Source organism: Peptacetobacter sp. AB845 (assembly GCF_047528295.1).
Classification (GTDB): Bacteria; Bacillota; Clostridia; order Peptostreptococcales; family Peptostreptococcaceae; genus Peptacetobacter.
The window spans coordinates 871,792-896,676 of record NZ_CP180001.1; the positions used below are offsets into that span (position 1 = coordinate 871,792).

Below are 24,885 nucleotides of genomic sequence, written 5' to 3' on the forward strand. Positions count from 1 at the left end.
AGCATTTAGCAAAAGTTGCAACAGTTTACGATTATACAATTAATTAAGAGAAGAAGTGTTTTTGACGCTCGGTGACAAAGGGGATATAGGTTTAGTGGTAGAGGTTAGGGAAAAGTTTGTGTTTGAGAAATTTATGTTTGTGTTGGCGAAATTTATTTTTATGTGAAAGTAAGATTTATATTTTAGATAGAGTGTGTAAGTTTTATTTTTTGAAAAAATTCTGAAATCTTTTTGTTTTTTTCTTGTATTTGTTTTTGTTTAATGTATACTATAAATAAATTGTTTTTTAGTTATGTTTTAGGTATGCAAGAATTTTAGATATAAGGTTTTTGATTGATTAAAATTTTATTGCTTAGAAATTGATTAGTTAAAAACTAATTGATTAAAAATTTTTTTATGAAAATATGATTATGCAAAATGTATTTTTAGATAGAGGGGTGAGATTTTGAGAGATTTTTCATATTTAGCTGATGTTATGAAGCATCATAGAGAGGTTTTGCACGAGGTTGCAGAGCTTGGTAGAGAGGAATTTAAGACTTCTGAATATATTAGAGGGTATTTAGATAAATTGGGTGTTGGCTACGATGAGTGGCTTGGAACAGGTACTGCGGGGATTATTCGCGGGAAGGATGCAAAGAGAACTATAGCTTTTAGAGCAGATATCGACGGACTTATGACTGAGTGCGGTGTGCAGCATCTTTGTGGGCACGATGGACATACTTCAATTCTTTTAGGGCTTGTTGAATATGTTAATACTAATAGGGATAAGTTAAATGATAATTTTGTGTTTATATTCCAGCCTGCAGAGGAAGGGCCTGGAGGGGCTGAGGATCTTGTCAAAGAAGGTATTTTGAAACATTATGGAGTTGACCAGATTTATGGACTTCATATTTATCCTGAGATTCCTGAAGGAAAAGTCGGTATTAGGGAAGGATATTTCCTTTCTCAAATTGGCGATTTTGAGATAGATATTTACGGAAAGAGTAGCCATGGTGGTTCTGCTCCAGAAGCTGGGATAGATGCGATTACAATTTATGCATCTTTGGTTAGTAGTATGCAGACGATTGTTTCGAGAAATGTTAGTCCAACAGACAATGCAGTTGTTAGTATAGGCAAGGTTGAAGGTGGTTCAAGAAGAAATATTATCGCCGAACACGTTCACCTTGAGGGGACAATTAGATGCTTTAAACCTGAGGTGTATTCAAAGATTAAGAATAGATTCTATGAAATTGCGGACGGATTTTCAAAGGCATTTAATTGCGAGATTAAGGTAACTATTAGAGATGATTATCATCCTGTAAACAACGATTCGGAGCTTTGTCAGGAGTTTGTTGAGGCTGTTGGTGAGGATAAGGTTGAGATTTTAGATCCTTTGATGATTGCAGATGATTTTTCATATTATCGGGAAGAAGTGCCAGGAATTTTCTTTATGTTGGGTGCGAGAAACGAGGAAAAAGGATTTGTAAATGGGCTTCATAATTTGAGATTTAATTTTGATGAAAAGATTTGCGTAAATGCTTTAGATGCATATGTTTCAATGCTAGAGTATAAAGGATCGTTGGAGAAATAGATTAAAAAAAGATTTTGTAAAGACGTTTGGTGGTGATATTATGGAAGAGAAAAATTGCGTATGTAATAAAGAATGTTTAGATAAAGTAATGTATTTAAAGGACAGTGTGTACGATTATAGAAAGAATTTACACTGTATTGCTGAGGAAGGGCGAGTTGAGTTTAAGACTTACGATTATATAAAATCTGTTTTAGACGGACTTGGTTTAGAGAGCAAGAAATGGCTAGAAACTGGGCTTGCAGGAATTATAAAAGGGAAAGATGCACAGAAGACGGTCGCATTTAGAGCAGACATCGACGGACTTATGTCTAAGGACGGAACAGTTAAGCACCTTTGTGGACATGATGGGCATATGTCGATACTTTTAGGGCTTATCAAGTATGTAAACGACAATAAGGATAAGTTAAAGGACAATTTTGTGTTCATATTCCAGCCTGCAGAGGAAGGGCCTGGTGGATCTGAAGATATGGTGAAGGATGGAATTATAGACTATTACGGAATTGATGAGATATACGGACTTCATGTAAATCCGCTGCTTGATGAGGGTGTGATAGGAATTAAAAAAGGGCCTATGATGGCTGGGACAATAGATTTTGAGATAAATATCGTGTCTAAGAGTGCACATGGTGCAATGCCTCAAAATGGTATCGACGGAATTGTGATTTCTGCTGAGGTAATTAATTCTCTTCAGACAATTGTGTCGAGAAATGTTAGTCCAATAGACAGTGCAGTTATCACAGTTGGTAAGATAAGAGGGGGAGCTAGAAGAAATATCGTCGCTGAAAATGTGTCTTTAGAAGGTACTGTTAGATATGCAAAGGACGAGGTTTACGCAAATGTGCTTGATAGGATGAAGAAGATTTGCGAATTTACTGCAGCTAAGTACGATTGTAAGATTGAGATGAGTGTTTGTAATGAGTGTCGGGCTGTGATAAATGACGATAATTTGTATCAAGAGTTTAAAGATGCTTTTAAAGGGGATAATGTTGTGGAGCTTGATTTCCGGATGGGTGCAGAGGATTTTGCATTCTTCCAAAGAGCGGTGCCAGGATTTTTCTTTAATGTAGGTACGAGAAATGAGGAAAAAGGATTCACTGCGGGACTTCACAATGAACAGTTTGACTTCGATGAAAAAATAATTTTAAATGGGGTTGAAGTGTATAGAAAATTAATGGAATATAAAAATATGATAGAAAAATAGATGGCTGTTGTAAGGATTTTGATGAGTCAAGACTTAACACAATTGCTCGCTCTCCAGGGCTTCAGCGCCACGCACTTTTATGTAACACATTTATAGGTTCGTGGCGCTTGCAGTATTGTCGATGCGAGCTTCTTGTGTTTAAGTCTTAGATTGACTCATACAAAATCCTTAATAATGGCCATTTATTTTTTTATATATAATTTATATGAGAGGAGTTGTGTGACGATTGTAGTGTTATCGTGTTTTTTGGCTATTACCTTCTTTTTTTATGAAGTAAATTATTTTTATAGTCCATTAATTTTGTATAAGTGAATGTGGAGTATGTGGCGCTTATAGTATTTTTTATGATATAATATACTTTATGCTATAATGGTTAGAAATATTGAGTTTGAGGTATATACTATGTATGAGTGTGGATATTTGTTGTGTAAGTGTTTATATTTCAAGTTTTGATATTTTGACCGATATGGTTTTGAGATGTTTTAGTTTTAGAAAAATATTTTTATGTTGGGAGATTTGAGATGGATCAGTATAGAGATTTTGCATTTATATACGACGAATTGATGGACGATGTCGATTATGATAGATGGGTTGAATATATAGAAGAGATTATCAAAAGTGAAGGTGCTGAGGTGCAGAATATTCTTGAGTTAGCTTGTGGTACAGGGAATTTGACTATACCACTAACTAAGAAAGGATACGATATAGCGGGGATAGATATTTCTGCGGAAATGCTTGAGGTTGCTATGGAAAAGGCAGAAGAGGAAGGTGTGCAGCTTGTTCTTTTACAGCAGGATATTGCTGAGCTTGATTTTGATGTGCCAAATCTTGATTGCATACTTTGCGCTTGTGACGGATTCAATTATTTAACTTATGACGATGATTTAGAGTATGTATTTTCAAAGGCTCACGAGCTTTTAAAAGAGGACGGGATATTTATATTTGATATTAGTTCATACTATAAATTATCTAAGGTGCTTGGAAATAATACTTTTGCTGAGAAGAGAGAAGATGTCGTGTATATGTGGCAGAACTATTTCGATCCAGAAGAGGATTTAGTCGAAATGGAACTTACATTCTTTGTGAAAAACGAGGATGGTACTTTTGACAGATTTGATGAAGTTCACCAGCAGAGAGCTTACGAAACAGAGGATATTTTAGAAAAATTAGCAGATGCAGGATTTAGAGATATCAAGGCTTATGGAGATTTTGCATTTGAAAAACCAAAGAAAGATTCAGAGAGAGTATTCTTTGTAGGTAGAAAATAGGATTTGGTTGGAAAAACTGGATTTAGTTAAAAAATAGTGTTTGTTTAGTAAAATAGTATTTTTTATAAAAAATACAGTTTAGTTAAAAAAAGTAGAATTTAGAAGAATAATTTTAGAAATTTGTATATATGAAAGGAAGAATTTTAATGAAAGATTATGTAATAAGAGCTACTTCTAAGAATGGGGAAGTTAGAGCATTTGTTGCAACTACAAGAAATTTAGTTGAAGAAGCTAGAAAATCTCATGGAACTACAAAGGTTGCAACTGCAGCACTTGGAAGAACTTTAACAGCTACATCAATGATGGGGCTTATGATGAAAAATAAAGGCGACGAGTTAACATCTATAATAAAAGGTGATGGGCCAATAGGAACAATACTTGCAACTTCTGATGCACAGGGATTTGTTAGAGGATATGTTGCAAACCCGGATGTTCAGGTTGAAAACTATCCAAACGGAAAATTAAACGTAGCAGGTGCAGTAGGTACAGAAGGTACTTTAAAAGTAATAAAAGATTTAGGGCTTAGAGAGCCAGTGAATGGATTATGTCCGATAGTTTCTGGGGAAATAGCAGCAGATTTCACATACTATTTCACAGTTTCTGAACAGACTCCATCAGCTGTTTCACTAGGTGTTTACACAACTCACTATGAAGTTGAACATGCTGGAGGATTTATCGTGCAGCTTATGCCAGATGCGACAGAAGCTACAATTTGCCAGCTTGAAGAAAATGTAGGTAAGATAAAATCTATCACAGAGATGTACAGAGAAGGATTAACTCCTGAGGATGTGCTTAATTTAGTGCTTGAAGGTTTAGATCCTGTAATTCTTGACAAGGTAGAGGTAGGATTTAGATGTGTTTGCTCTAAGGATAGAGTTAAGAAGGCATTTATCGCAATGGGTAAAAAGGCGCTTGCTGAGATTATCGAGGAAGACCACCAGGCAGAAGTTACTTGCCAGTTCTGTAATAAGAAGTATCATTATGATGAAGATGAGTTAATGGAAATTTTAAAAGAGATGTAATGTAGGGAAAGGGGAGCAATATCATATTCACTCCAGGCTTCGACGCTTTCTTTGTTTTGTTCGAACTCCGTTCGAATAACAAAGTTGAAAGCGTCTGTAGATTGTTGTTGAATATGATATATGCTCCCCTTTTTTGCAGTTTGTGATTTGGTTTGAAATTTTGGAAAAGAGTTATTTTGTAGTCAGTTTTGTTATAAGGTACGTATACTTTATTATATATAATTTGAATATTTTTTTAATTTTTTATTTTGTAAATATATTTTAAATTTTTGTTGGATTTGCTATAATATGGGTATAAATAATTTATCATCTAAAGGAGTTGACAGTTATGCTATTTGTTTGGGAAAATTGCAAGACGGACAGACAGACAGACAGACAGACAGACAGACAGCTATAAGTCTGCTACTTTTGATGCGAAAAATTATATAGGTTTGATTATAAGCACAGATGAAATTCACTTTTTAGGAGTGTAGTTTTTTCTGTGCTTTTTGTTTGAGGAGGTATAGTATGAATAAGAAGAAATCAAAGGTTTTGGCATTTTTGTTAGCTACGGCTATGTTAGTTCCAAGTGCTAATGGGACTATTTATGCGGCAAAAGATTTAAATGCGAACAAAGAGGTTTCACAGGTTAATAAAGAAGTAGCTAGTATTGAAGGTGTTCGAGAAGATAAAGTGGACTTATATAGTCAGGTAAGAAAAGCTAGTGGAAACGAAGCTAGTGCGGATGGTGTTGAATATACTACTTTAAAAGAAGCTTTGGAAGCTGGTGGAGAAGTTAAGTTATTAAGAGATGTTGAAGTTAATGAGATTATTGAAATTACAAAAGATACAACTTTAAACTTAGGAGATTTTACAATTACGGATAATGCAGCTAAAAGACCATTTGTGGTTAAGACAGAGAATTTTACAATTAAAGCAAATAAAGGTGGTATGGTAATTCCGGAATCAAATACAGGATCATATGGATTTGTTGAAGCATATGTTAAGAATTTTAAAATTTTAGGAGGAAATTATTCGGGAAATACTGATAACGGAAGATTATTTAGAATTAATGCTACTAAGGATATGAAAACAGGAACATTAGAAGTAGATAGAATTATTGTTCATACTAATAATCAGATTATTGGTACTAATGGAGAATCTTTTAGCACTTATAATGCAACTATTAAAAATTCTGAATTCTATGACGGAACAAGAGCATTATATTTTGATATTTTAGATACTACTGAAGCAAGTACTGTTACAATTGAAAATACAAAAGCTATTATGAAACAAGGACCTGTTGTAGAAATGGCTGGAGGTAATGCGGTATTATCTAATAATGATTGGACTGTTACAGGAGATTATGATGGTGGTTATACATGGTCAAGAGCTGCTATTGGTATTGGATATGGTGGAGTAGTAACTGTAAAAAGTGGAACATATTCTGCTAAAACAGAACATATGAAAGATGATGAAGGATATGGAGCGTATATATATAATTCAGGGGGAACTTTAAAGATAGAAGGAGGAAGCTTTAAGGGAACAACAGCTTCTATAAGAGCACATGTGCATAAAGACTATAATACAGAAGCTACTATAGATGTTCATGGAGGCGAATTTGAAGGAGATATAATTACAACTAATTTATCTGATAAAGTTGAAGCTAAAATAAATATAGAAGGTGGAAATTTTAAAGAGTTAACTGATAAAACAACTGATGAAACTAATAAGATTAAAGTAACAGGTGGAAGTTTTGATAAATCAGTAAAAGATTTTGTTAGTGATGAATTAAAATATGAACTTGAAAATAAAGGCAAGGATGAAGAAAACAACGATGTTAGTTTATTTACTTATCATAGAACATTACAAGATGCGACAGATAATTCATCATCTAATTCTAATATAACACCAACTAAAAAACCAGAGCCTTCAAAACCAGATGAGCCAGAAAAAAAATCATATACAGTTAAATTAAATTATAATGATGGTACAGGTAAAGTTTTAACATTAAATGGATATGAGAATGAAAAAATAACATTACCAAAACCAGAACGTGATGGAGAGTATAACTTCTTATCATGGAAAGATAATAATGGAAATGAATACAAAGTAGATACAGAGATAACATTAACAAATAATCTTGAATTTACAGCACAATGGGAAAAAATATATGTTCCATCAAAACCAATACATCCAACATATGACCATACTAGCATAATCGGATCAGACAGATACGACACAGCAGCAAAAATAGCTGACAAACTTGGCTCATACGACACAGCTGTTCTTGTAAACGCAACATCTACAATGTCTGACGGACTATCAGCTTCAGGTCTTGCAGGAAAAGAAAAAGGTGCAATCCTATTAACTAAAAAAGACTCTATACCAAAAGTAACAATGGATAGACTAAAAAAAGTTAAAAAAGTATACATAATAGGTGGAGAAAATGCAATAAGTGCAAAAGTAGCTAACGAAATAACTGCAGCTGGTATAAAAATTGAAAGAATAGGTGGAAAAACTAGAGTTGAAACATCAGAATTAGTAGCTAAAAAACTTGGAAACTACAAAAAAGCATTTGTAGTTAATGGATTCAAAGGTGAAGCCGATGCAATGTCAGCATCATCAGTTGCTGCTAGAGAAGAAGCTCCAATATTATTAACTAATGGAAAATCTTCAAGTACTGACAGAAAATCAAGTGTAACATACTATGTAGTTGGTGGAAAATCTGTTATGAATGATTCAATAGTTAAAAAATACAAAGCTGAAAGAATAGCAGGAGATGACAGATACGAAACTAACAGAGAAATGATAAACGAATTCTATGGAGCATCAGAAACATTATACTTCGCTAACGGAGAAACTTTAGTTGATGCGTTAACAGCTTCAACAATAGCTAAGGACGATGGACTTGTATTAGTTGGAAGAAAATCAGATAATAAGATATTAAACAAGAAAAATACAATCCAGGTTGGTGGAATGAAGTTCGATGTTGACTTTGAAAAATAAAAGAAAAGTATAAATTAATATATAAACTTTTAAAAGTAATTGAAAAAGAACAAAAGTATATATTAAAGTATTTAAAATATGAATAAATCAAAATAAAGTAGGGAAGATTTTCTTTCCTACTTTTATTTTTGAAAAAATTTCACAAGAAAATAAAAAAAGTTCAAAACATTTTATGTGTATGTTATAATTTTAATAATAAAATTACGAAATCATCAAAAGTGAGGTGGTTAATATGTTTCTTGATTTAAAAAATCTAAACACATATAAGAAAAAAGGAAAGAATTTTCTACATTTAAGTTTTGATGTGAAAAATTATATAGAATTGAAATTAAGCACAGAGAGATTATATTAAAAAATATGGTTTCTTCTGTGCTTTTTTAATTTGTAAAAATAAAGATATTTAATATTGAGGTTTGGAGGTAGTATTATGAATAAGAAAAAATCAAAAGCATTGGCATTTTTATTAGCAGCTTCTTTGCTAATTCCGTCTGTTGATGGAGTTGTAAGTGCAGCTGAATTAAGTAAGGATAATGTGAAGCCAGTAAGTAAAATAGAAGAGTCTCAAGAGGTTGCACCTGAACAAAATAATACAAATCAAGAAGGAACAGGCGAAAATTTAGATACGCAAAATCCAGTAACTCAAAATGTAGCCAAGATAGGCGATGTGCAGTATACTTCTCTAATTGGAGATGAAGGTGCTATAGCAAAAGCTAAAGATGGAGATGTAATAGAGCTATTAGCTGATGTAACAGAGGATATAACTTTAGATAAAAATATTACAATAGATGGAAAAAATAATTATGGAATAAAAGGAAGTATGGATATAACTAATGGAAGCATTAGTAATGTTAAATTAGTTCAAGATGGAGAAAAACATTTACTAAATTTAGGTAGTAAAAATAAAGATAATAAAATAAATTTAACTAATGTAACGTTTGAATATGGAGTTGATGCGGATATAAAAAATGTTGCAGTGCATATAATAGAGGATAATGATGCAGATATAAAAATTGAAAAATGTTTATTTACTAATGATGCAAATAATGGAAGTGAAATATCAAATGTGAAAAAATGGTCTTTTGGTATTTACATGGGAAATCAAAATGAAAATGCTGAATTTAAATTTATAAACAACCATTTTGAAGGAACATTTCGTACAATGTTAGCTAATCTTAATGGAAAATGTATTGTAGAAGGAAATATATTTGAAAATACTGTGTTTAGTGTAAAGAAAAAATACCATGATAAGGGAGAAATAAAAATATTAGAAAATGATGAGACTACATGTATAACTGTTCCAAAAGATAATCTAAAATCTTATACGGACATATCAATAAGAAGAAATAATATAAATAATTCAGGGGCTCTTTATTTTGGACGATCAGAAAATGTTGTAGTTGAAAATAATAATATTGATTATTCGCTATTTCAGCATTATATACAAGTGGGAGGATTGTCAAAAGTAGATCTTGATATAAGAAATAATAACTTTAATTTAGGCAAGAATAAGATAGTTGCAGTGGATACAGATAATGCAATAGTTCGTTTTCCAGATAATATGAAAGTATTAAACTATTGGGCTTGGCGGGATACGGAAGAAAATATAAGACCATCAGATTATAGTAGTTATGTTTATAGTTACAACGAAGATGGAAGCAAAACATTCTATCCAGAATCAGAAGCTGCATTAAAAGCTTTTACAAATCCAGCAATAGGAAACATAGGGGCAGAAAAAAATGATAAAATAGTTATCTCAAAAGATATGAAAATAGGAGATAGAACAGGGTTAGATATAGGTAAAGAACAAGAAATTACAATAATAATACCAAGAGGTATAAAACTAGAATTAGAATCTAACTCTGGAGATAAAGGTGCAATAAATGTATCAGGAAAATTAAATATATCAGGAGAAGGAAATCTTGTTGTTGGTAAAAATGCATCACTAAACACAGATGAAGGTTCAGAAGTTAATATGAGTGACATTTCTCTTCAAAACAATGGGAATTTAGACTTAGATGGAAAGGTGATTTTTGATAATGTTGCTTTTTCAGGAAATAAACCTGAAGGAGATGGAAATATAGAATACATATACACTCCATCAAAACCAATAAATCCAACATACGACCACACTAGAATAATAGGATCTGACAGATACGAAACTGCAGGAAAAATCGCCGACAAACTTGGTTCATATGATACTGCAGTACTAGTAAATGCAACATCTACAATGTCTGACGGACTATCAGCAGCAGGACTTGCAGGAAAAGAAGATGCTGCAATACTTCTAGTTAAGAAAGATTCTATACCTAAAGCAACTATGGACAGACTATCTAAAGTGAAAAAAGTCTACATAATAGGTGGAGAAAACGCAATAAGCCAGAAAGTTATAAATCAGTTAAAGAAAAATAACGTAAAAGTAAATGTTGAAAGACTTGGTGGAAAAACTAGAGTTGAAACTTCAGAACTAGTTGCTAAAGAAATAGGAAGCTACAAAAAAGCATTCGTAGTTAATGGATTCAAGGGTGAAGCCGATGCAATGTCAGCATCATCAGTTGCAGCAAGAGAAGAAGCTCCGATACTATTAACTAATGGAAAATCTTCAAGTACTGACAGACAGTCTGGCGTATCATACTATGTAGTTGGTGGAAAATCTGTTATGAACGATTCAATAGTTAAAAAATACAAAGCTGAAAGAATAGCAGGAGATGATAGATACGAAACTAACAGAGAAATGATAAACGAATTCTACGGAGCATCAGAAACTCTATACTTTGCTAACGGAGAAACTTTAGTTGATGCATTAACAGCTTCAACAATAGCTAAAGATGATGGACTTGTATTAGTTGGAAGAAAATCAGACAACAAGATATTAAACAAGAAAAATACAATCCAGGTTGGTGGAATGAAGTTTGATGTTGACTTTGAAAAATAGAAATTAAAGAAAAATTAAAGGAAAAAAATTAAAGGAAAAAAATTAAAGAAAAAAAATTAAAGAAAAATTAAAGGAAATTAATAGAAAAAATTAAATAAAATAGGAACTAAAAAACTAAATAAATAACTAACTAAATAGCTAAATAAAAAATAAATCCCTCATCTAAATTTGATGGGGGATTTTTATATATACATTCAAATAAAATATTCTAATTAAGTAGTATAAATACATATTTTACAAATTATTATGGAACAAGAATAAGCTCACAAGTACATTCTTGGAATTTTTCTTGCATTTTTTCATTTACTGTTGCAATTGCACTTGATAAGTTAGCAAACTCTAAACTAGCAGCTTCAATACGGAAATAAACCGCGATCCACAAGTGGCGTCCTGTTTTTGTAATATCAAAAAATACAGGGTGGAAGTTGTGCTCATCTAAAATAGGGTTACAGATTGACTTTACTTCTTCCATATACACCTTATTTGGTGAGAATAAAAAGACATCCTTAACAGCTCTCCACAGCACTTTTATACTCTCAGGTAGCATAAATACCATAACAACTACAGCTACAATCTGGTCAAAGTATGGAGATATGAACCCAAGTGGCGTTTTTTTAAGGTATAAAGACACTAAAAAAGCAAGTGCCATACCCATACTGTACACTATATCCAGCTTCCAACCGAGTAACTCTGCCTCAATTGTAGGTGAAGAAAGGTTGCGATTTAGTCTTTTCATAATAAGGAAAATTACAATACTCGCTACCCCTAGACAACATTGGAATATTGAAACCTGCGCATTGTTTACAATATTTCCGCCTGATAAAGCAGAATCTAATACTTCTGCAGATACCCCCATAGTTACAGATAACATCATAACGCTTTTGATTATGACAAATATCGATTCTACCTGAAAATACCCGTATGGATGCTTTTCAGATACAGGTTTATGGAATAATGGGGTTAAAAATAGGAGCAATGCGATAAACACAAGCTCTGATGCGTCGTATACGGCATCTGTAAGTGCTGATTGAGAGTGGCTGTAAATAGCAAAAATAAACTCTACAATAGCAAATAAAAGTCCAGATAAAAAGGACAACATTAAAATCTGTTTTTCTTTTTTTTCAGTTATCATTGTACACCTCTTTGAATTACTTTATAAATATTTCACCATGAAATGCACATCAGTATATGTACCATCAGCGTACTTCATATTATTTGGCAAAGTTGCCACCTTTTCAAATCCCATCTTCTTATAAAGAGAAATAGCATTCCTATTATTTGCAGCAACCTCAAGCTCAACCTGCTCAATCCCAACTTCTTTAGCTTTTGAGCAAACTTCTTCAATCATAATTTTTCCAATACCAAGTCCTGTATATTCAAGATACAGAACAATCCCAAGACTTATCCTGTGCTTAAGTCTTCTAGCGTGATTACCCATAAGTGAGCAATTTCCAACGTGTTTTCCGTCAAGCATGCCTATCATAAGTAAATCTGAGTCTGAATCGTTATTTTCTCTAATATATTTTTTTTCGTCTTCAATTGTAAAAGTTATCTCATCTGGCTCTTGAATTAAAAAAGGAGTTTCTGCATAGACCTGCTTTAAATATTTCAAAAGCATCCCAGCTTCATTTTCCTCTGCATTTCTAAGAACCAACTTGTGTCCATTTAAATCAAATTCTTTTGGCTTAACTCTCATACAATCACCTCCACTAAAAAATTAAATAAATAGAATTATATCACAAAAGAATGGTAAATTTATATTTCATAAGTTATTATAATAAATAAAAAAATATATTGTAATTAAGTACTATTAATAACTATAAGTTATATACGAGATTTATCCTTATATAAAAAAATTGAATAAAAACTCGTTATAAATTTCATTAATTTCTATACTGAAATTCAATATTTTGCTATATAATATAATTATAGATGTTAAAGATTTTTAAAAAAGTTGGCTATTAATAAAAAAGGATATATATAGAATATTTTAGGAAAGAGTGGGCTATAGTATGAATTTCAAAAATACTTTAGAGTTAAACCAGTCTCAAAAGTTAGTTTTGACTGCACAGTTAAAACAATCACTTGCAATTTTAAACATGAGTAGATTGGAAGTTGATGAGGAAATCAGAAAGGAGTCTGAGAGTAATCCGCTTTTAGAGGCTGAGAAAAATGATGATGGAATCGATTGGGAAAAATACATAAAAAATATGGAATCTATCAATATTAGACAAGATAAAAATGATGCACCATATAGTTCTGAGAATGCAGTTGATTTTGAAAATATGATAAAGAGTACCGACAATTTATATGATTGTTTAATTGATGAGCTAAAATATTTTAAGCTTACATCTGAAGAAAAGAGAATTTGCGAGTATATTATAGACAGCTTGGACGAGGACGGGTACCTTAGAATAAATGATAAGGAAATTTGCGAAGAGTTAGATGTGGATGCAAGTTTGTTTAGAGGATGCCTAGATATAGTCCAACAGTTAGACCCACCTGGGATAGGAGCGAGGAATATTTCTGAGTGTTTAATACTTCAGCTTGAAAGAATGGGGATTTCAAATAATATAGTTGAAAATATAATAATGTATGACTTAGAGCTTATTGGCAGAAATAAGCTAAAAGACATAGCAAAAAAATATAAGATAAGTATCGAAAAGTGCAAAGAAGCTATTGAGATTATAAGGCACTTAGATCCAAAGCCTGGGAGAGCATGTTCAAACGATAGATGCTTGTACATTCAGCCAGATGTTATCGTAGATAAGGTAGACGGTGGGTATTTTGTACATACCAATGAAAAGGAAGTATACAATATAAAGATAAATGATTTTTATCGGAATATGATTAAAGATAAGGATTCGGATAAAGAGGCAAAAGAATTTATTAAAGAGAGGCTAAATTCGGCAGCTAGTCTTATCAAAAATATCGAGAATAGAAAAAGCACAATACTTAGAATTGCTGAGGCTATAGTTGAAGAGCAGTATGAGTTTATCGAAAAAGGTGAAAAATATATCAAACCAATGAAGATGAAGGATATTGCTGATAAGTTAGATATACACGAATCTACAGTTAGTAGAGGTGTAAATGGAAAGTATATGCTTACACCATTTGGACTTTATGAGTTTAAATTTTTCTTTAATGCAGCTTTAGAAACAGAAAATTCTTCTGAAGGGGCATCTAGTGCAGGAATTAAGAGAGATATTAGAGATATAATAGATGGAGAAAATAAGAAAAAACCTCTAAGCGACGATGCTATTTCTAAGATTTTAAAAGAAAAAGGAGTTAGCGTTGCAAGGAGAACTGTTGCTAAGTACAGAGAAGAGATGGAAATTCCTTCATCTAGCAGAAGAAAAGAATATTAAAAATTTAAAAATTAAAAGAATAAAAATCTCAAATATAGATTTAGTAAAAATCTGTATTTGGGGTTTTATTTTTTTGTTAGAGGTTTTACTTTTTTATATTTTACTTTTAATATTTTATTTTTTTAGCAATTTAATTTTTTAGTAATAAGTTGTTTAAAATTTTTATACCAGAGAGAGTTATTTGTATTGAAAGAAGTGTATAAAATGGATAAAATTTCTATAGAGGGTCAAAATTGTTCCCACAATATTGTAATAGATTTTATAAAAACTAATAGAGTAAAAAAAGCACATTTTTCCTCAAGTAAATAGGGAAAAAATTTTTTTTGAAGAAAGGGAAAACGATTAGCTAAAAGCTTAAAAAATCAATATTTTTTGTATATCGTTTTCTTTTGCAAAAAAGCAAAAAACTTTTAATAATTTTCAAAAAAGGTATTGAAAAAAATGAATAAATCTTATACAATAAAATTAACTTGTGGGACTGAAATAAACATAGGGGACGAAAAAAGTCCCAGTCAGAAAAGCAAGAAGGAGTAATTATGAGAAACTTAATAGAGATACAGAAAAAGCTCATACCAAATGCGATAGAGCTTATGGAAAAAAGGTATATAATACTCAGACAAATATCTCTTAGCCAGCCAATTGGAAGAAGAACTCTTTCAAATCGTCTAGGAATAAGCGAAAGGGTGGCAAGAACAGAGACAGAGTTTTTAAAAGAGCAAGGTCTGATAAATGTAGCTGTATCGGGAATGACTGTAACAGAAGAAGGAGAAGAACTTCTTAAAAAATTAAAAGATGTTATGGTCGATATAATGGGAATAACAAACCTTCAAGAACAGGTTAGAGAAAAGCTTGGAATCAAGAAAGTAATAGTTGTCCCTAGAAACTGCGAAGATGACGAAACAGTTTTAAAAGATGTAGCTAAGGAAGGCTCAGAGTACTTCTTAAGTGTCTTAAAAGATGGAGATAAGGTAGCGATAACTGGTGGAACAACAATGCTAGAATTTGCAGATGCTGTGAAAACAGAAAAAAAATACAGTGATTCGCTGGTAGTTCCTGCTAGAGGAAGTGTTGGGACAGAGGTTGAAACTCAGTCAAACAGCATAACAGCTATGTTAGGAAAAAATATCCACTCTGATTATGAACTACTTCATATTCCAGACGAGCTTGGAGAAGATGCTATGAGAACTCTAGCACAGATTCCAGATATAAGAAGAACTTTAAAGCATATAACTGAGACAGATATATTAGTTTTCAGTATAGGAAGAGCTGACACAATGGCAGAGAGAAGAAATTTAGATGAAAATCAGAGAAAAGTTATTCTCAATAATAAAGCAGTTGGAGAAGCTTTTGGTTATTACTTCGATAAAAATGGAAATGTGGTACACAGACTTAGTACAGTAGGTATAGATCTTGAAACCTATACAAAAGTAAAAGAGAATATTTTGATATTTGCCGGAGTCGAAAAAGTAGAGGCTTTCATGGCAGTATCTGAAATAAACAAGAACTTAGTTCTTATAACAGATGAGCTTAGTGCTCAGAAAATACTTGAATATAAATAAGTATATAATTACGGTAAAGCCGCAAAAATAAAATTTTTAATTAACTTTAGGAGGTAGCGACATGGTAAAAGTAGCTATAAATGGTTTTGGTAGAATAGGTAGATTAGCATTAAGAAAGATGATGGAACAGCCAGAAAAATTCGATGTAGTGGCAATAAATGACTTAACAGATGCAAAAATGCTTGCACATTTATTCAAATACGATACAGCACAGGGAAGATTCAATGGTGAAATAGAAGTTAAAGAAGGTGCTTTCGTAGTTAACGGAAAAGAAATACAGGTAACAGCAGAAAGAAATCCTGAAAACTTACCTTGGAAAGAATTAAACGTTGATATAGTTCTTGAATGTACAGGATTCTTCACTTCAAAAGATAAAGCAGAAGCTCATATAAAAGCAGGTGCTAAAAAAGTTGTTATATCAGCTCCAGCAACAGGAGATTTAAAAACAATAGTTTACAACGTAAACAGTGATATATTAGATGGTACAGAAACAGTTATATCTGGTGCTTCTTGTACAACAAACTGCTTAGCTCCAATGGCTAAAGCATTAAACGACAAATTCACTTTAGAAAAAGGTTTAATGACAACTATACATGCTTACACTAATGACCAGAACACATTAGATGGCCCTCATCCAAAAGGAGATTTAAGAAGAGCTAGAGCTGCAGCTGGAAACATAGTTCCTAACACAACTGGTGCTGCAAAAGCTATAGGTTTAGTTATACCAGAATTAAACGGTAAATTAGACGGAGCTGCACAGAGAGTTCCAGTAGTAACTGGTTCATTAACTGAATTAGTTTGTACTTTAGGTAAAAAAGTTACAGTTGAAGAAGTAAATGCAGCAATGAAAGAAGCAGCTAACGAATCATTCGGATACAACGAAGACATGATAGTATCTTCTGATATAGTTGGTATGAGCTACGGATCATTATTCGATGCTACTCAGACAAGAGTTATGGAAGTAGACGGACAGCAGTTAGTTAAAGTTGTTTCTTGGTACGATAACGAAATGTCTTACACTTCTCAGTTAATAAGAACATTAGGATACTTTGCAGGATTAAGCAAATAATTTAAAATTGTTAACCTATATACACTTTATAATATAAAACTTGAATACATTTAAACCTTAATATGATGTATGTACCCCCATACATACAGAGTTATTAATGTACTTCAGACGAAAAAAGTCCTAGTTTGTAGTTTTGTTACTGCGGACTCGGGCTTTTTTTGTAAATACGGAAAAATCAAATAATAAACATAAAATATAAATAATATGGTATATTTATAATAGGGAAGTGTGATTAAGTCATACTTTAAAAAAATACTTCAAATAAAAGGAGAAATTACTTATGTCAATGCTTAACAAAAAAACAATCGAAGATATACAGGTTGCAGGTAAAAGAGTTCTAGTAAGATGCGACTTCAATGTACCACTAAAAGATGGTGTAATAACTGATGAAAACAGATTAAATGGTGCACTACCAACAATAAAATACCTTATAGACCACAATGCTAGAGTAATACTTTGCTCACACTTAGGTAAACCAAAGGGAGAAGCAAAACCAGAATTATCTTTAGCACCAGTAGCAAAAAGATTATCTGAAATGTTAGGACAGGAAGTAAAATTCGCTGCAGACGACTGTGTAGTAGGAGAAAATGCTAAAAAAGCAGCTGCAGAAATGAAAGACGGAGAGGTAATATTACTTCAGAATACAAGATACAGAAAAGAAGAAACTAAAAATGAAGAAAACTTCTCAAAAGAATTAGCATCACTTGCAGAAATATTTGTAAACGATGCTTTCGGTACTGCTCATAGAGCTCACTGCTCAACAGTAGGTGCTGGTGAATTCTTAGAAGAAAGAGCTTGCGGATACTTAATACAGAAAGAATTAAAATTCTTAGGAGAAGCTGTTGAAACTCCAGAAAGACCATTCGTTGCAATATTAGGTGGAGCAAAAGTTTCTGATAAATTAGGTGTTATAAACAACTTATTAGACAAAGTTGATACACTTATAATAGGTGGAGGAATGGGATATACATTCCTTAAAGCAATGGGACATGAAATAGGAAACTCACTTTGTGAAGAAGATAAAATAGATTACGTAAAAGAAATGATGGCTAAAGCTGAAGCTAAAGGTGTTAAATTATTATTACCAATAGATGTAACTTACGCTGCTAAATTTGGAGAAAATGAAACTCCAATGATATCTGAAGGAAGAGATATACCAGCTGACTGTGAAGGTCTTGATATAGGACCGAAAACTGCTGAATTATTCGCTAATGAAGTTAAAGCAGCTAAAACAGTTGTATGGAACGGACCAATGGGTGTATTCGAATTCAAAAACTTCGCAAAAGGTACTGAAGCAGTAGCAAAAGCTATGGCAGAAACAGAAGCCGTTACTATAATAGGTGGTGGAGACTCTGCAGCAGCTGTTAACCAGATGGGATTCGGAGATAAAATGACTCACATATCTACAGGTGGTGGAGCTTCTCTTGAATTCTTAGAAGGAAAAGAATTACCAGGTATAGCTTCTTTAGACGCAAAATAAGAAGAACATACTATAAAATAGATAAAATTTTGGAGGAATAAAAACATGAGAAAACCTATAATAGCAGGAAACTGGAAAATGAATAAAACTATAAAAGAAGCTTTAGAATTCGCTGAAGCAGTTAAAGGAAAAACTTGCCCAGATAAAGCTGAAGCAGTTATATGTGCACCTTTCACATTATTAAAAGACCTTAAAGAAGCAGTAGCAGGTACTGATATAAAAATAGGTGCTCAGAATATGCACTTTGAAGATAACGGAGCTTTCACTGGAGAAGTTGCACCAGCAATGCTTAAAGAAATAGGTATGGACTATGTTATAATAGGACATTCTGAAAGAAGACAGTACTTCAATGAAACTGATGAAACAGTAAACAAAAAAGTATTAAAAGCTTTAGAAGTTGGTATAGATCCAATAGTTTGCTGTGGTGAAACATTAGAAGAAAGAGAAGCTGATAAAACTAAAGATGTAGTTAAAGTTCAGGTTGAAGCAGCTCTTAAAGATGTAGCTAAAGAAGATTTAGCTAAAGTTGTAATAGCTTACGAACCAATATGGGCTATAGGAACTGGAAAAACTGCAACTTCAGAACAGGCAAACGACGTAATAGCTTACATAAGAGAAGTTGTTAAAGGATTATATGGAGAATTAGCAGAAGAAGTTAGAATACAGTATGGTGGTTCTGTTAAACCAGCAAATGTAGCTGAAATAATGGCTCAGAGCGATATAGACGGTGCATTAGTTGGTGGAGCAAGCTTAAAAGCTGAAGACTTCCTTGCATTACTTAACTTCTAATTACTACTATTAGATTAATTACGATAAGTGATAGATTTAAGAGTATAGTTTTTAAGGAGATATAAATATGAAAAAACCAGTAGCATTAGTAATAATGGATGGATATGGATATTCTAAAGAACACGACGGAAATGCTATATACACAGCAAAAACTCCAAACTTAGATAGATTATCTACAGATTATCCATGTACTTTAATGAGAGCAAGTGGACTAGATGTAGGTCTTCCTGATGGCCAGATGGGTAACTCAGAAGTTGGTCATACAAACATAGGAGCAGGAAGAATAGTATACCAGCCACTTACAAGAATAACAAAATCAATACATGACGGAGATTTCTTCACTAATGAAGTTCTTTGTCAGGCAATGGAAAATGCAAAAGAAAATGCACTACACATAATGGGATTATTATCTGATGGTGGAGTACATTCTCACATAGAACATTTAAAAGGTCTTTTAGACATGGCAGCTAAAAAAGGAGTAGAAAAAGTATATGTACATGCATTTACAGACGGTAGAGATACTGATCCAAGAAGTGCAATAGGATATGCTAAAGAAACTCTTGAAGCTATGAAAGAAGCTGGTGTCGGTGAATTTGCAACAGTATCAGGAAGATACTATGCAATGGATAGAGACAACAGATGGGAAAGAGTAGAACTTGCATACAATGCAATGGTTAAAGGTGAGGGAAACAAATCAGAATGTATATTAGATGCTATAGAAAAATCTTACGCAGATGATATAAACGACGAATTTATAGTACCTACAGTAATCGAAAAAGACGGTAAACCTGTAGCTACAATAAAAGAAAATGATTCTGTAATATTCTTCAACTTCAGACCAGATAGAGCAAGACAGATAACAAAAGCAATAGCTGTTAAAGATTTTGACGGATTCTCTAGAGAATTCTTCAATACATATTTCGTATGCTTAACTGAATACGATGCAGCTATAAACGACGATGTTAATGTAGCTTACAAACCTGAAACTCTTGTAAATACACTAGGTGAATACCTAGCTAAAAACGGAAAACTTCAGTTAAGAGCAGCAGAAACAGAAAAATATGCTCACGTTACATTCTTCTTCAACGGCGGTGTAGAAGAACCAAACGAAGGAGAAGACAGACTATTAATACCTTCTCCAAAAGTAGCAACTTATGATTTACAGCCAGAAATGTCTGCAAATGAACTTCTTGCAAATGTAGAAGAAAAATTAAACGAAGATAAATACGACTTCATAGTTGTAAACTTCGCAAACCCAGACATGGTTGGACACACAGGAAGCATGGAAGCAGCAGTAAAAGCTGTTGAAACTGTTGACAAATGTGTTGGAGAATTAGCTGATAAGATAATAGCAAAAGGTGGAAGCCTAATAATAACTGCTGACCACGGAAATGCTGAACTTATGACAGATCCTGAAACAGGAAAAACTGTAACAGCTCACTCAACAAATCCAGTTCCATTTATAGTGGCTGGAGAAGAATTTAAAGGAGCAAAACTTCTTGACGACGGAAGATTATCAGACATAGCTCCAACAGTACTTGACATGATGGGAATGGAACAGCCAAAAGAAATGACTGGTCACTCTCTAATAGTTAGATAATTTGAATTGAGATTTAGAAAATTTGAATTGAGATTTAGAAAATTCGATTTGAGTATTTAATTGAATGTTTGAGTATTGAATAATTAAAAGAAAAGATATTAATATCTTATCCGAGTATAGATTACATAAAAAATATAATAAAATAAGAAAACTTTTAAAATTTATCCATCAAATAAATTTTATCTATACAAGGACAAAGATTAATATAAACGGATAGAGTCATTGCAATTTGCAGTGGCTCTTTTTCTTTTGGAGAAAGTTATTAATTATACATTGAAGTGAAATTCTAAATAAAAAATGTTATACTATAAATAGTTATAAAAATACAATATCAAAGTGTATAAGGAATGATTAAAATGAAAAAATATGAGTTTATAGAATATTTATTGTTATCATTAGAAAATGAATTAGTCCAAAAAAAATTAATTGATATAATTTCGGATGCTGAAATAAAAATAAATGTGGAAAAGGATGATTCTTCTTCTAATGGTGAGCTAATAGAAGAAATAAGAAATTTAAAAGAATTATTAAATGTTAAAAATTTAGAAATAGACAAATTAAATATAGTATTAGAAGAAAGCAAAAAATCGATTGAAATATTAGAAGGAGAAAAATATGGATTAGAGAAGAAAAATAATGATATTTCAAATAAAAATAAAGAGCTAAAAATAATAATTGATGAAAAAGAGGAACTATTAAACATAAAAAATAGAGAGACTGATAAATTAAATTATGAAAATAAAATATTAAATGAGAAGATAGATTTGTTAAATGGAAAATATAATAAGTTTGAAGAAATTTATGGGGTATATAACTTATTAGTGGAAAAAACAAGGGAAGAACTTAAGGGTATATACGGTGATGATGGAGTAGAGAATTTCTTATTCAGAGGAATACAGTATCAAAATATTGAGATGCTTTGGGAGTATATGAGAAATAAAATTATTGAAAATGATATAGAAGATATAAATAAAGTAAATAATATTTTTACATACTTTTTCGATAGATATAATGAATTATACAATGAGAAAATATACTCAAGAATGGAAACTAGTATAGGGGATGAGTTTGACAATGATTTGCATGTAAGATTATGGGATAGTAGTGTAAGTGGAAAGATAAGCAATGTAATATTAGAAGGATATATAAATAATAATACGGGTAGAATAGAAAAAAAATCATTAGTGGAGGTAAGAAAATAATATGTTTACAAAGGATGTTAATTTTATAGAGGTTGATGTTGAGGAATATATTAATAATTTTAATAAGATTCTATCTAAGATGTTAAAAGAAGCTATAGGACTTATAAATTCAAATAATAAAATAGTAAAACTGAATAATTTAGAATATGATTATGATGTAGAAAATGGTTCTATGTATTTAAATCTAGCTAAAAATAGAATAGCTAATTATTATGGAGCTGAAAGAAATAAATACGAGATAGAAAAAGATATATATAATACATTGAATTTAAATAAAAACTTTAAGTGGAGAATTATGAACAAGAAAGAAACTTTAAAAATAGCACTTAAGTCTAAAAGAATTCAATATATAGATTTAATAGGTAATGCATCAGAAACGTCTTTATTATCGTATGAGGAAAATGGGAATATAAAATCTATGAATGTTGAGCTTACTCCAATACAAGTTCTTGATAGAAATGATAAAGCATATTTAATTATACCAACATGTACATTAATAGAAGAAAAAGACAAGCGATTACAGGAAAATTATGTACTTAAAATATGGATAAAAAACAAATTAATTCCGTGGGAAACTAGTTTAGAAAAAGAATATAAAATAATAGAAAATTTATCAAAATATGATGTTATAGATGTAGATGAAAATTCTATATTTATAAATAAAAAGAAATTTACCGAAATATTTGCTTCATCTGAAATAAAAGAATTAATTTCAGATGAAAAAATAAATCAAGAAAAGAATTATCTATTAGAATGTGATAAGATAAGAGCCGATATTGAAGAATATGATGAAAAAATACTTACTGATCCAAATAGAGGACATTGGGATTTATATACTGTAAAGGATAGCGAGGATTATGTAAAAATACCTATAGAAACACCGATGATTGCTAGAAATCCAAAGGCGGATATAAAATATGGCGGTGTAGTAGGGATAGATTTTGGTACAAAAAGTACTGTGGTAGTACACCAAGAAGACAGCGAGTATACTCTTCCTATGAGAGTTGGGATAGGCCAGTTTAGAAAGAAAATAGATAGTAAACATTATGAAAATCCAACTGTTATGGAATTTATAAATCTTGATGAATTTGAAAAAGACTACAAGGCAGCAGAAGGAAGACCAAAAACAAAATGGGAAGATGTAACAATATCTCATACTGCATTTTCAAGTTTTATGAATAGTAAAAGTGATGAATACTATGCATATTTTAGTGAGTTAAAGCAGTGGTGTAGTGGAAAAAATAAAAGAATTAGAATAAGAGATAAAAATAAGAAAATATATGATTTACCGCCATTTATAGAAATAAAAGGTAGCGATTTTGATCCTATAGAGATTTATGCCTATTACTTAGGTTTGTATATAAATAATATGCACAATGGAATTTACTTAGATTATATACTTTCATTCCCTATTACGTATGAGAAGGAAGTGAAAGATAAAGTAGTAGAGTCATTTGAAAGAGGAATAAAGAAATCTCTTCCGAGTCAAATTATAGAAGATGAAGAGGTTATGGAATCGTTTAGGGTATCTGAAGGAGCTAGTGAACCAGCAGCATATGCTATTTCGGCACTTCAAGAATATGGATTTGAGCCAGAAGATGAAGAAAATATATTCTATGGTGTATTCGATTTTGGTGGCGGAACTACAGATTTTGACTTTGGTATATTTAGAGAAGCAAACGGAAAAAGAGAAAGAAAATATGATTTCGTGATTGAACATTTTGGAGCAGGTGGAGATAGGTATCTAGGCGGAGAAAATTTATTGGAGCTTATGGCATTTGAATTACTTAAGAAAAATTCGGATATTTTAAGAGAGAAAAATATAACATTTTTACTTCCTCCAGAATCTAAAAAGTTCCCAGGAAGTGAAGTGCTTTTAAGTGAATCACAAGAAGCAAAAATAAATATGAGACACGTGATGGAAAAACTAAGACCTCTTTGGGAAAGAAAAGATAATTATAAAGAGGAATATTCTAAGGGAATAATCGCTACAAATATGTTTGATAAAAATGGAAATATAGTAACAAACTTCCAATTAAAAATAGATGAGAAAGAATTGGAGGATATATTAAGAGAAAGAATAGAGAAAGGGGTTAGAAACTTCTTCGAATCACTTAGAATGGCATTTGATAATGAAAAGATAAGTGACGTGAAAAAAATAAATATATTCTTAGCAGGGAACTCAAGTAAATCAGATATAGTACGAGAAATGTTTGAGGAATATATAAAGAGAGAGTCTGAGGAAATAATAAAATCAAATATAAATGTAGAAGATAAATCTAACTTAGAGAAAGAATTAAAAGAAAATAAAATATTTGAAGTATTCCCACCTCTTGGAACAGAAGAAGCATATAAGCTACAAGAAGAGTTAGGTATTGAAGTATGTAGAGATAATTTCAAAAAACCTACAGGAAAAACTGGAGTAGCTTTTGGTATTGTAGAAAGTAGACCTGGTGGAAGAATAAAAGTTATAAATATGAATCAGGAAAACAAAGAGGCTAAATTTAGATTCTTTGTTGGAGAAAATAGAAGAAAGAAATTTAAGTATATTATATCTACAGAAAGTAAGTACAACGAGTGGGTTGAATTTACTGATGCATACGAAGAAGATTTTGAGATTTATTATACTTCTCTTCCTGAAGCGAGTACGAATAGTTTAGCTATATCAGATGTATTGAGAATAAAATGTAGATTAAAAGAAACTTTTGAAGATAACGATGTATTTGTATATTTAAGACCAATAACTCCGACAGAAGTAGAGTATGTAGTTGCAAAAGAAGAAGGAATAAAAAATAATGAATACTTAACAGAAGTAGTAAAAATACAATTAAATTAAG

17 protein-coding genes are annotated in these 24,885 nt (G+C 31.6%); 15 read left to right on the plus strand and 2 right to left on the minus strand.

Annotated elements, in window-relative coordinates; genetic code table 11:
• The first annotated feature begins 445 nt into the window (after positions 1-445).
• The 7 genes from ACK2WO_RS04260 (at position 446) to ACK2WO_RS04290 (ending at position 10,981) form a co-directional block, all read left to right on the plus strand.
• Positions 446-1,570, plus strand: coding sequence for an amidohydrolase (locus ACK2WO_RS04260; protein WP_414698484.1), 1,125 nt, complete (start codon positions 446-448; stop codon positions 1,568-1,570).
• A 40-nt stretch (positions 1,571-1,610) separates the two neighbouring features.
• Positions 1,611-2,771, plus strand: coding sequence for a M20 metallopeptidase family protein (locus ACK2WO_RS04265; RefSeq protein ID WP_414698485.1), 1,161 nt, complete (start codon positions 1,611-1,613; stop codon positions 2,769-2,771).
• Between the two features lie 521 nt (positions 2,772-3,292).
• Positions 3,293-4,039 carry a class I SAM-dependent DNA methyltransferase gene (locus ACK2WO_RS04270; protein ID WP_006439736.1) on the plus strand — a complete coding sequence of 249 codons (747 nt, stop codon included), beginning with the start codon at positions 3,293-3,295 and terminating at the stop codon, positions 4,037-4,039.
• A gap of 146 nt (positions 4,040-4,185) precedes the next feature.
• Positions 4,186-5,061 (plus strand): Hsp33 family molecular chaperone HslO, encoded by an 876-nt coding sequence (gene hslO / locus ACK2WO_RS04275; protein WP_178412741.1) that lies wholly within the window; start codon positions 4,186-4,188, stop codon positions 5,059-5,061.
• A gap of 335 nt (positions 5,062-5,396) precedes the next feature.
• On the plus strand, positions 5,397-5,534 hold the full coding sequence (locus tag ACK2WO_RS04280; RefSeq protein WP_414698486.1) for a hypothetical protein: 138 nt from the start codon (positions 5,397-5,399) through the stop codon (positions 5,532-5,534).
• 34 nt (positions 5,535-5,568) lie between these two features.
• Positions 5,569-8,049: a cell wall-binding repeat-containing protein gene (locus ACK2WO_RS04285; protein WP_414698487.1), complete on the plus strand. Its 2,481-nt coding sequence runs from the start codon at positions 5,569-5,571 to the stop codon at positions 8,047-8,049.
• Between the two features lie 427 nt (positions 8,050-8,476).
• Positions 8,477-10,981 (plus strand): cell wall-binding repeat-containing protein, encoded by a 2,505-nt coding sequence (locus ACK2WO_RS04290; protein WP_414698488.1) that lies wholly within the window; start codon positions 8,477-8,479, stop codon positions 10,979-10,981.
• 244 nt (positions 10,982-11,225) lie between these two features.
• On the opposite strand, the gene ACK2WO_RS04295 is transcribed toward ACK2WO_RS04290, so the two are convergent.
• The gene (locus ACK2WO_RS04295; protein ID WP_414698489.1) at positions 11,226-12,113 is read right to left on the minus strand and encodes a cation transporter; all 888 of its coding nucleotides are present in this window, start codon (positions 12,111-12,113) and stop codon (positions 11,226-11,228) included.
• Positions 12,114-12,134: 21 nt separating this feature from the next.
• Positions 12,135-12,677, minus strand: coding sequence for a GNAT family N-acetyltransferase (locus ACK2WO_RS04300; protein ID WP_414698490.1), 543 nt, complete (start codon positions 12,675-12,677; stop codon positions 12,135-12,137).
• 316 nt (positions 12,678-12,993) lie between these two features.
• Between ACK2WO_RS04300 and rpoN the strand changes: the two genes are divergently transcribed.
• The 8 genes from rpoN to ACK2WO_RS04340 all read left to right on the plus strand — a co-directional run bounded on the left by rpoN (position 12,994) and on the right by ACK2WO_RS04340 (position 24,884).
• A complete protein-coding gene (rpoN, locus tag ACK2WO_RS04305; RefSeq protein ID WP_414698491.1) occupies positions 12,994-14,349 on the plus strand; it encodes an RNA polymerase factor sigma-54 in 1,356 nt (451 codons plus the stop codon).
• Between the two features lie 536 nt (positions 14,350-14,885).
• Positions 14,886-15,908 (plus strand): sugar-binding domain-containing protein, encoded by a 1,023-nt coding sequence (locus ACK2WO_RS04310; protein ID WP_178411469.1) that lies wholly within the window; start codon positions 14,886-14,888, stop codon positions 15,906-15,908.
• A 61-nt stretch (positions 15,909-15,969) separates the two neighbouring features.
• Positions 15,970-16,977 carry a type I glyceraldehyde-3-phosphate dehydrogenase gene (gene gap / locus ACK2WO_RS04315; RefSeq protein WP_006439749.1) on the plus strand — a complete coding sequence of 336 codons (1,008 nt, stop codon included), beginning with the start codon at positions 15,970-15,972 and terminating at the stop codon, positions 16,975-16,977.
• A gap of 280 nt (positions 16,978-17,257) precedes the next feature.
• Positions 17,258-18,457 (plus strand): phosphoglycerate kinase, encoded by a 1,200-nt coding sequence (locus ACK2WO_RS04320; protein WP_040410359.1) that lies wholly within the window; start codon positions 17,258-17,260, stop codon positions 18,455-18,457.
• 45 nt (positions 18,458-18,502) lie between these two features.
• Positions 18,503-19,246, plus strand: coding sequence for a triose-phosphate isomerase (gene tpiA, locus ACK2WO_RS04325; protein ID WP_118549319.1), 744 nt, complete (start codon positions 18,503-18,505; stop codon positions 19,244-19,246).
• A 67-nt stretch (positions 19,247-19,313) separates the two neighbouring features.
• A complete protein-coding gene (gene gpmI / locus ACK2WO_RS04330) occupies positions 19,314-20,846 on the plus strand; it encodes a 2,3-bisphosphoglycerate-independent phosphoglycerate mutase (protein WP_414698492.1) in 1,533 nt (510 codons plus the stop codon).
• A gap of 356 nt (positions 20,847-21,202) precedes the next feature.
• A complete protein-coding gene (locus ACK2WO_RS04335) occupies positions 21,203-22,048 on the plus strand; it encodes a hypothetical protein (protein WP_414698493.1) in 846 nt (281 codons plus the stop codon).
• Between the two features lies 1 nt (position 22,049).
• Positions 22,050-24,884, plus strand: a complete 2,835-nt coding sequence (locus ACK2WO_RS04340; protein WP_414698494.1) for a hypothetical protein — start codon at positions 22,050-22,052, stop codon at positions 24,882-24,884.
• Position 24,885 lies beyond the last annotated feature (1 nt).

Bases quoted from the DNA above. Each gene is read 5' to 3' on its own strand.
- hslO (WP_178412741.1), top strand. From the start codon at position 4,186: ATGAAAGATTATGTAATAAGAGCTACTTCTAAGAATGGGGAAGTTAGA.
- ACK2WO_RS04295 (WP_414698489.1), bottom strand. From the start codon at position 12,113: ATGATAACTGAAAAAAAAGAAAAACAGATTTTAATGTTGTCCTTTTTA.
- ACK2WO_RS04270 (WP_006439736.1), top strand. From the start codon at position 3,293: ATGGATCAGTATAGAGATTTTGCATTTATATACGACGAATTGATGGAC.
- ACK2WO_RS04340 (WP_414698494.1), top strand. From the start codon at position 22,050: ATGTTTACAAAGGATGTTAATTTTATAGAGGTTGATGTTGAGGAATAT.
- ACK2WO_RS04320 (WP_040410359.1), top strand. From the start codon at position 17,258: ATGTCAATGCTTAACAAAAAAACAATCGAAGATATACAGGTTGCAGGT.
- rpoN (WP_414698491.1), top strand. From the start codon at position 12,994: ATGAATTTCAAAAATACTTTAGAGTTAAACCAGTCTCAAAAGTTAGTT.
- ACK2WO_RS04335 (WP_414698493.1), top strand. From the start codon at position 21,203: ATGAAAAAATATGAGTTTATAGAATATTTATTGTTATCATTAGAAAAT.
- ACK2WO_RS04310 (WP_178411469.1), top strand. From the start codon at position 14,886: ATGAGAAACTTAATAGAGATACAGAAAAAGCTCATACCAAATGCGATA.
- ACK2WO_RS04290 (WP_414698488.1), top strand. From the start codon at position 8,477: ATGAATAAGAAAAAATCAAAAGCATTGGCATTTTTATTAGCAGCTTCT.
- ACK2WO_RS04285 (WP_414698487.1), top strand. From the start codon at position 5,569: ATGAATAAGAAGAAATCAAAGGTTTTGGCATTTTTGTTAGCTACGGCT.
- gap (WP_006439749.1), top strand. From the start codon at position 15,970: ATGGTAAAAGTAGCTATAAATGGTTTTGGTAGAATAGGTAGATTAGCA.
- tpiA (WP_118549319.1), top strand. From the start codon at position 18,503: ATGAGAAAACCTATAATAGCAGGAAACTGGAAAATGAATAAAACTATA.
- gpmI (WP_414698492.1), top strand. From the start codon at position 19,314: ATGAAAAAACCAGTAGCATTAGTAATAATGGATGGATATGGATATTCT.
- ACK2WO_RS04265 (WP_414698485.1), top strand. From the start codon at position 1,611: ATGGAAGAGAAAAATTGCGTATGTAATAAAGAATGTTTAGATAAAGTA.
- ACK2WO_RS04300 (WP_414698490.1), bottom strand. From the start codon at position 12,677: ATGAGAGTTAAGCCAAAAGAATTTGATTTAAATGGACACAAGTTGGTT.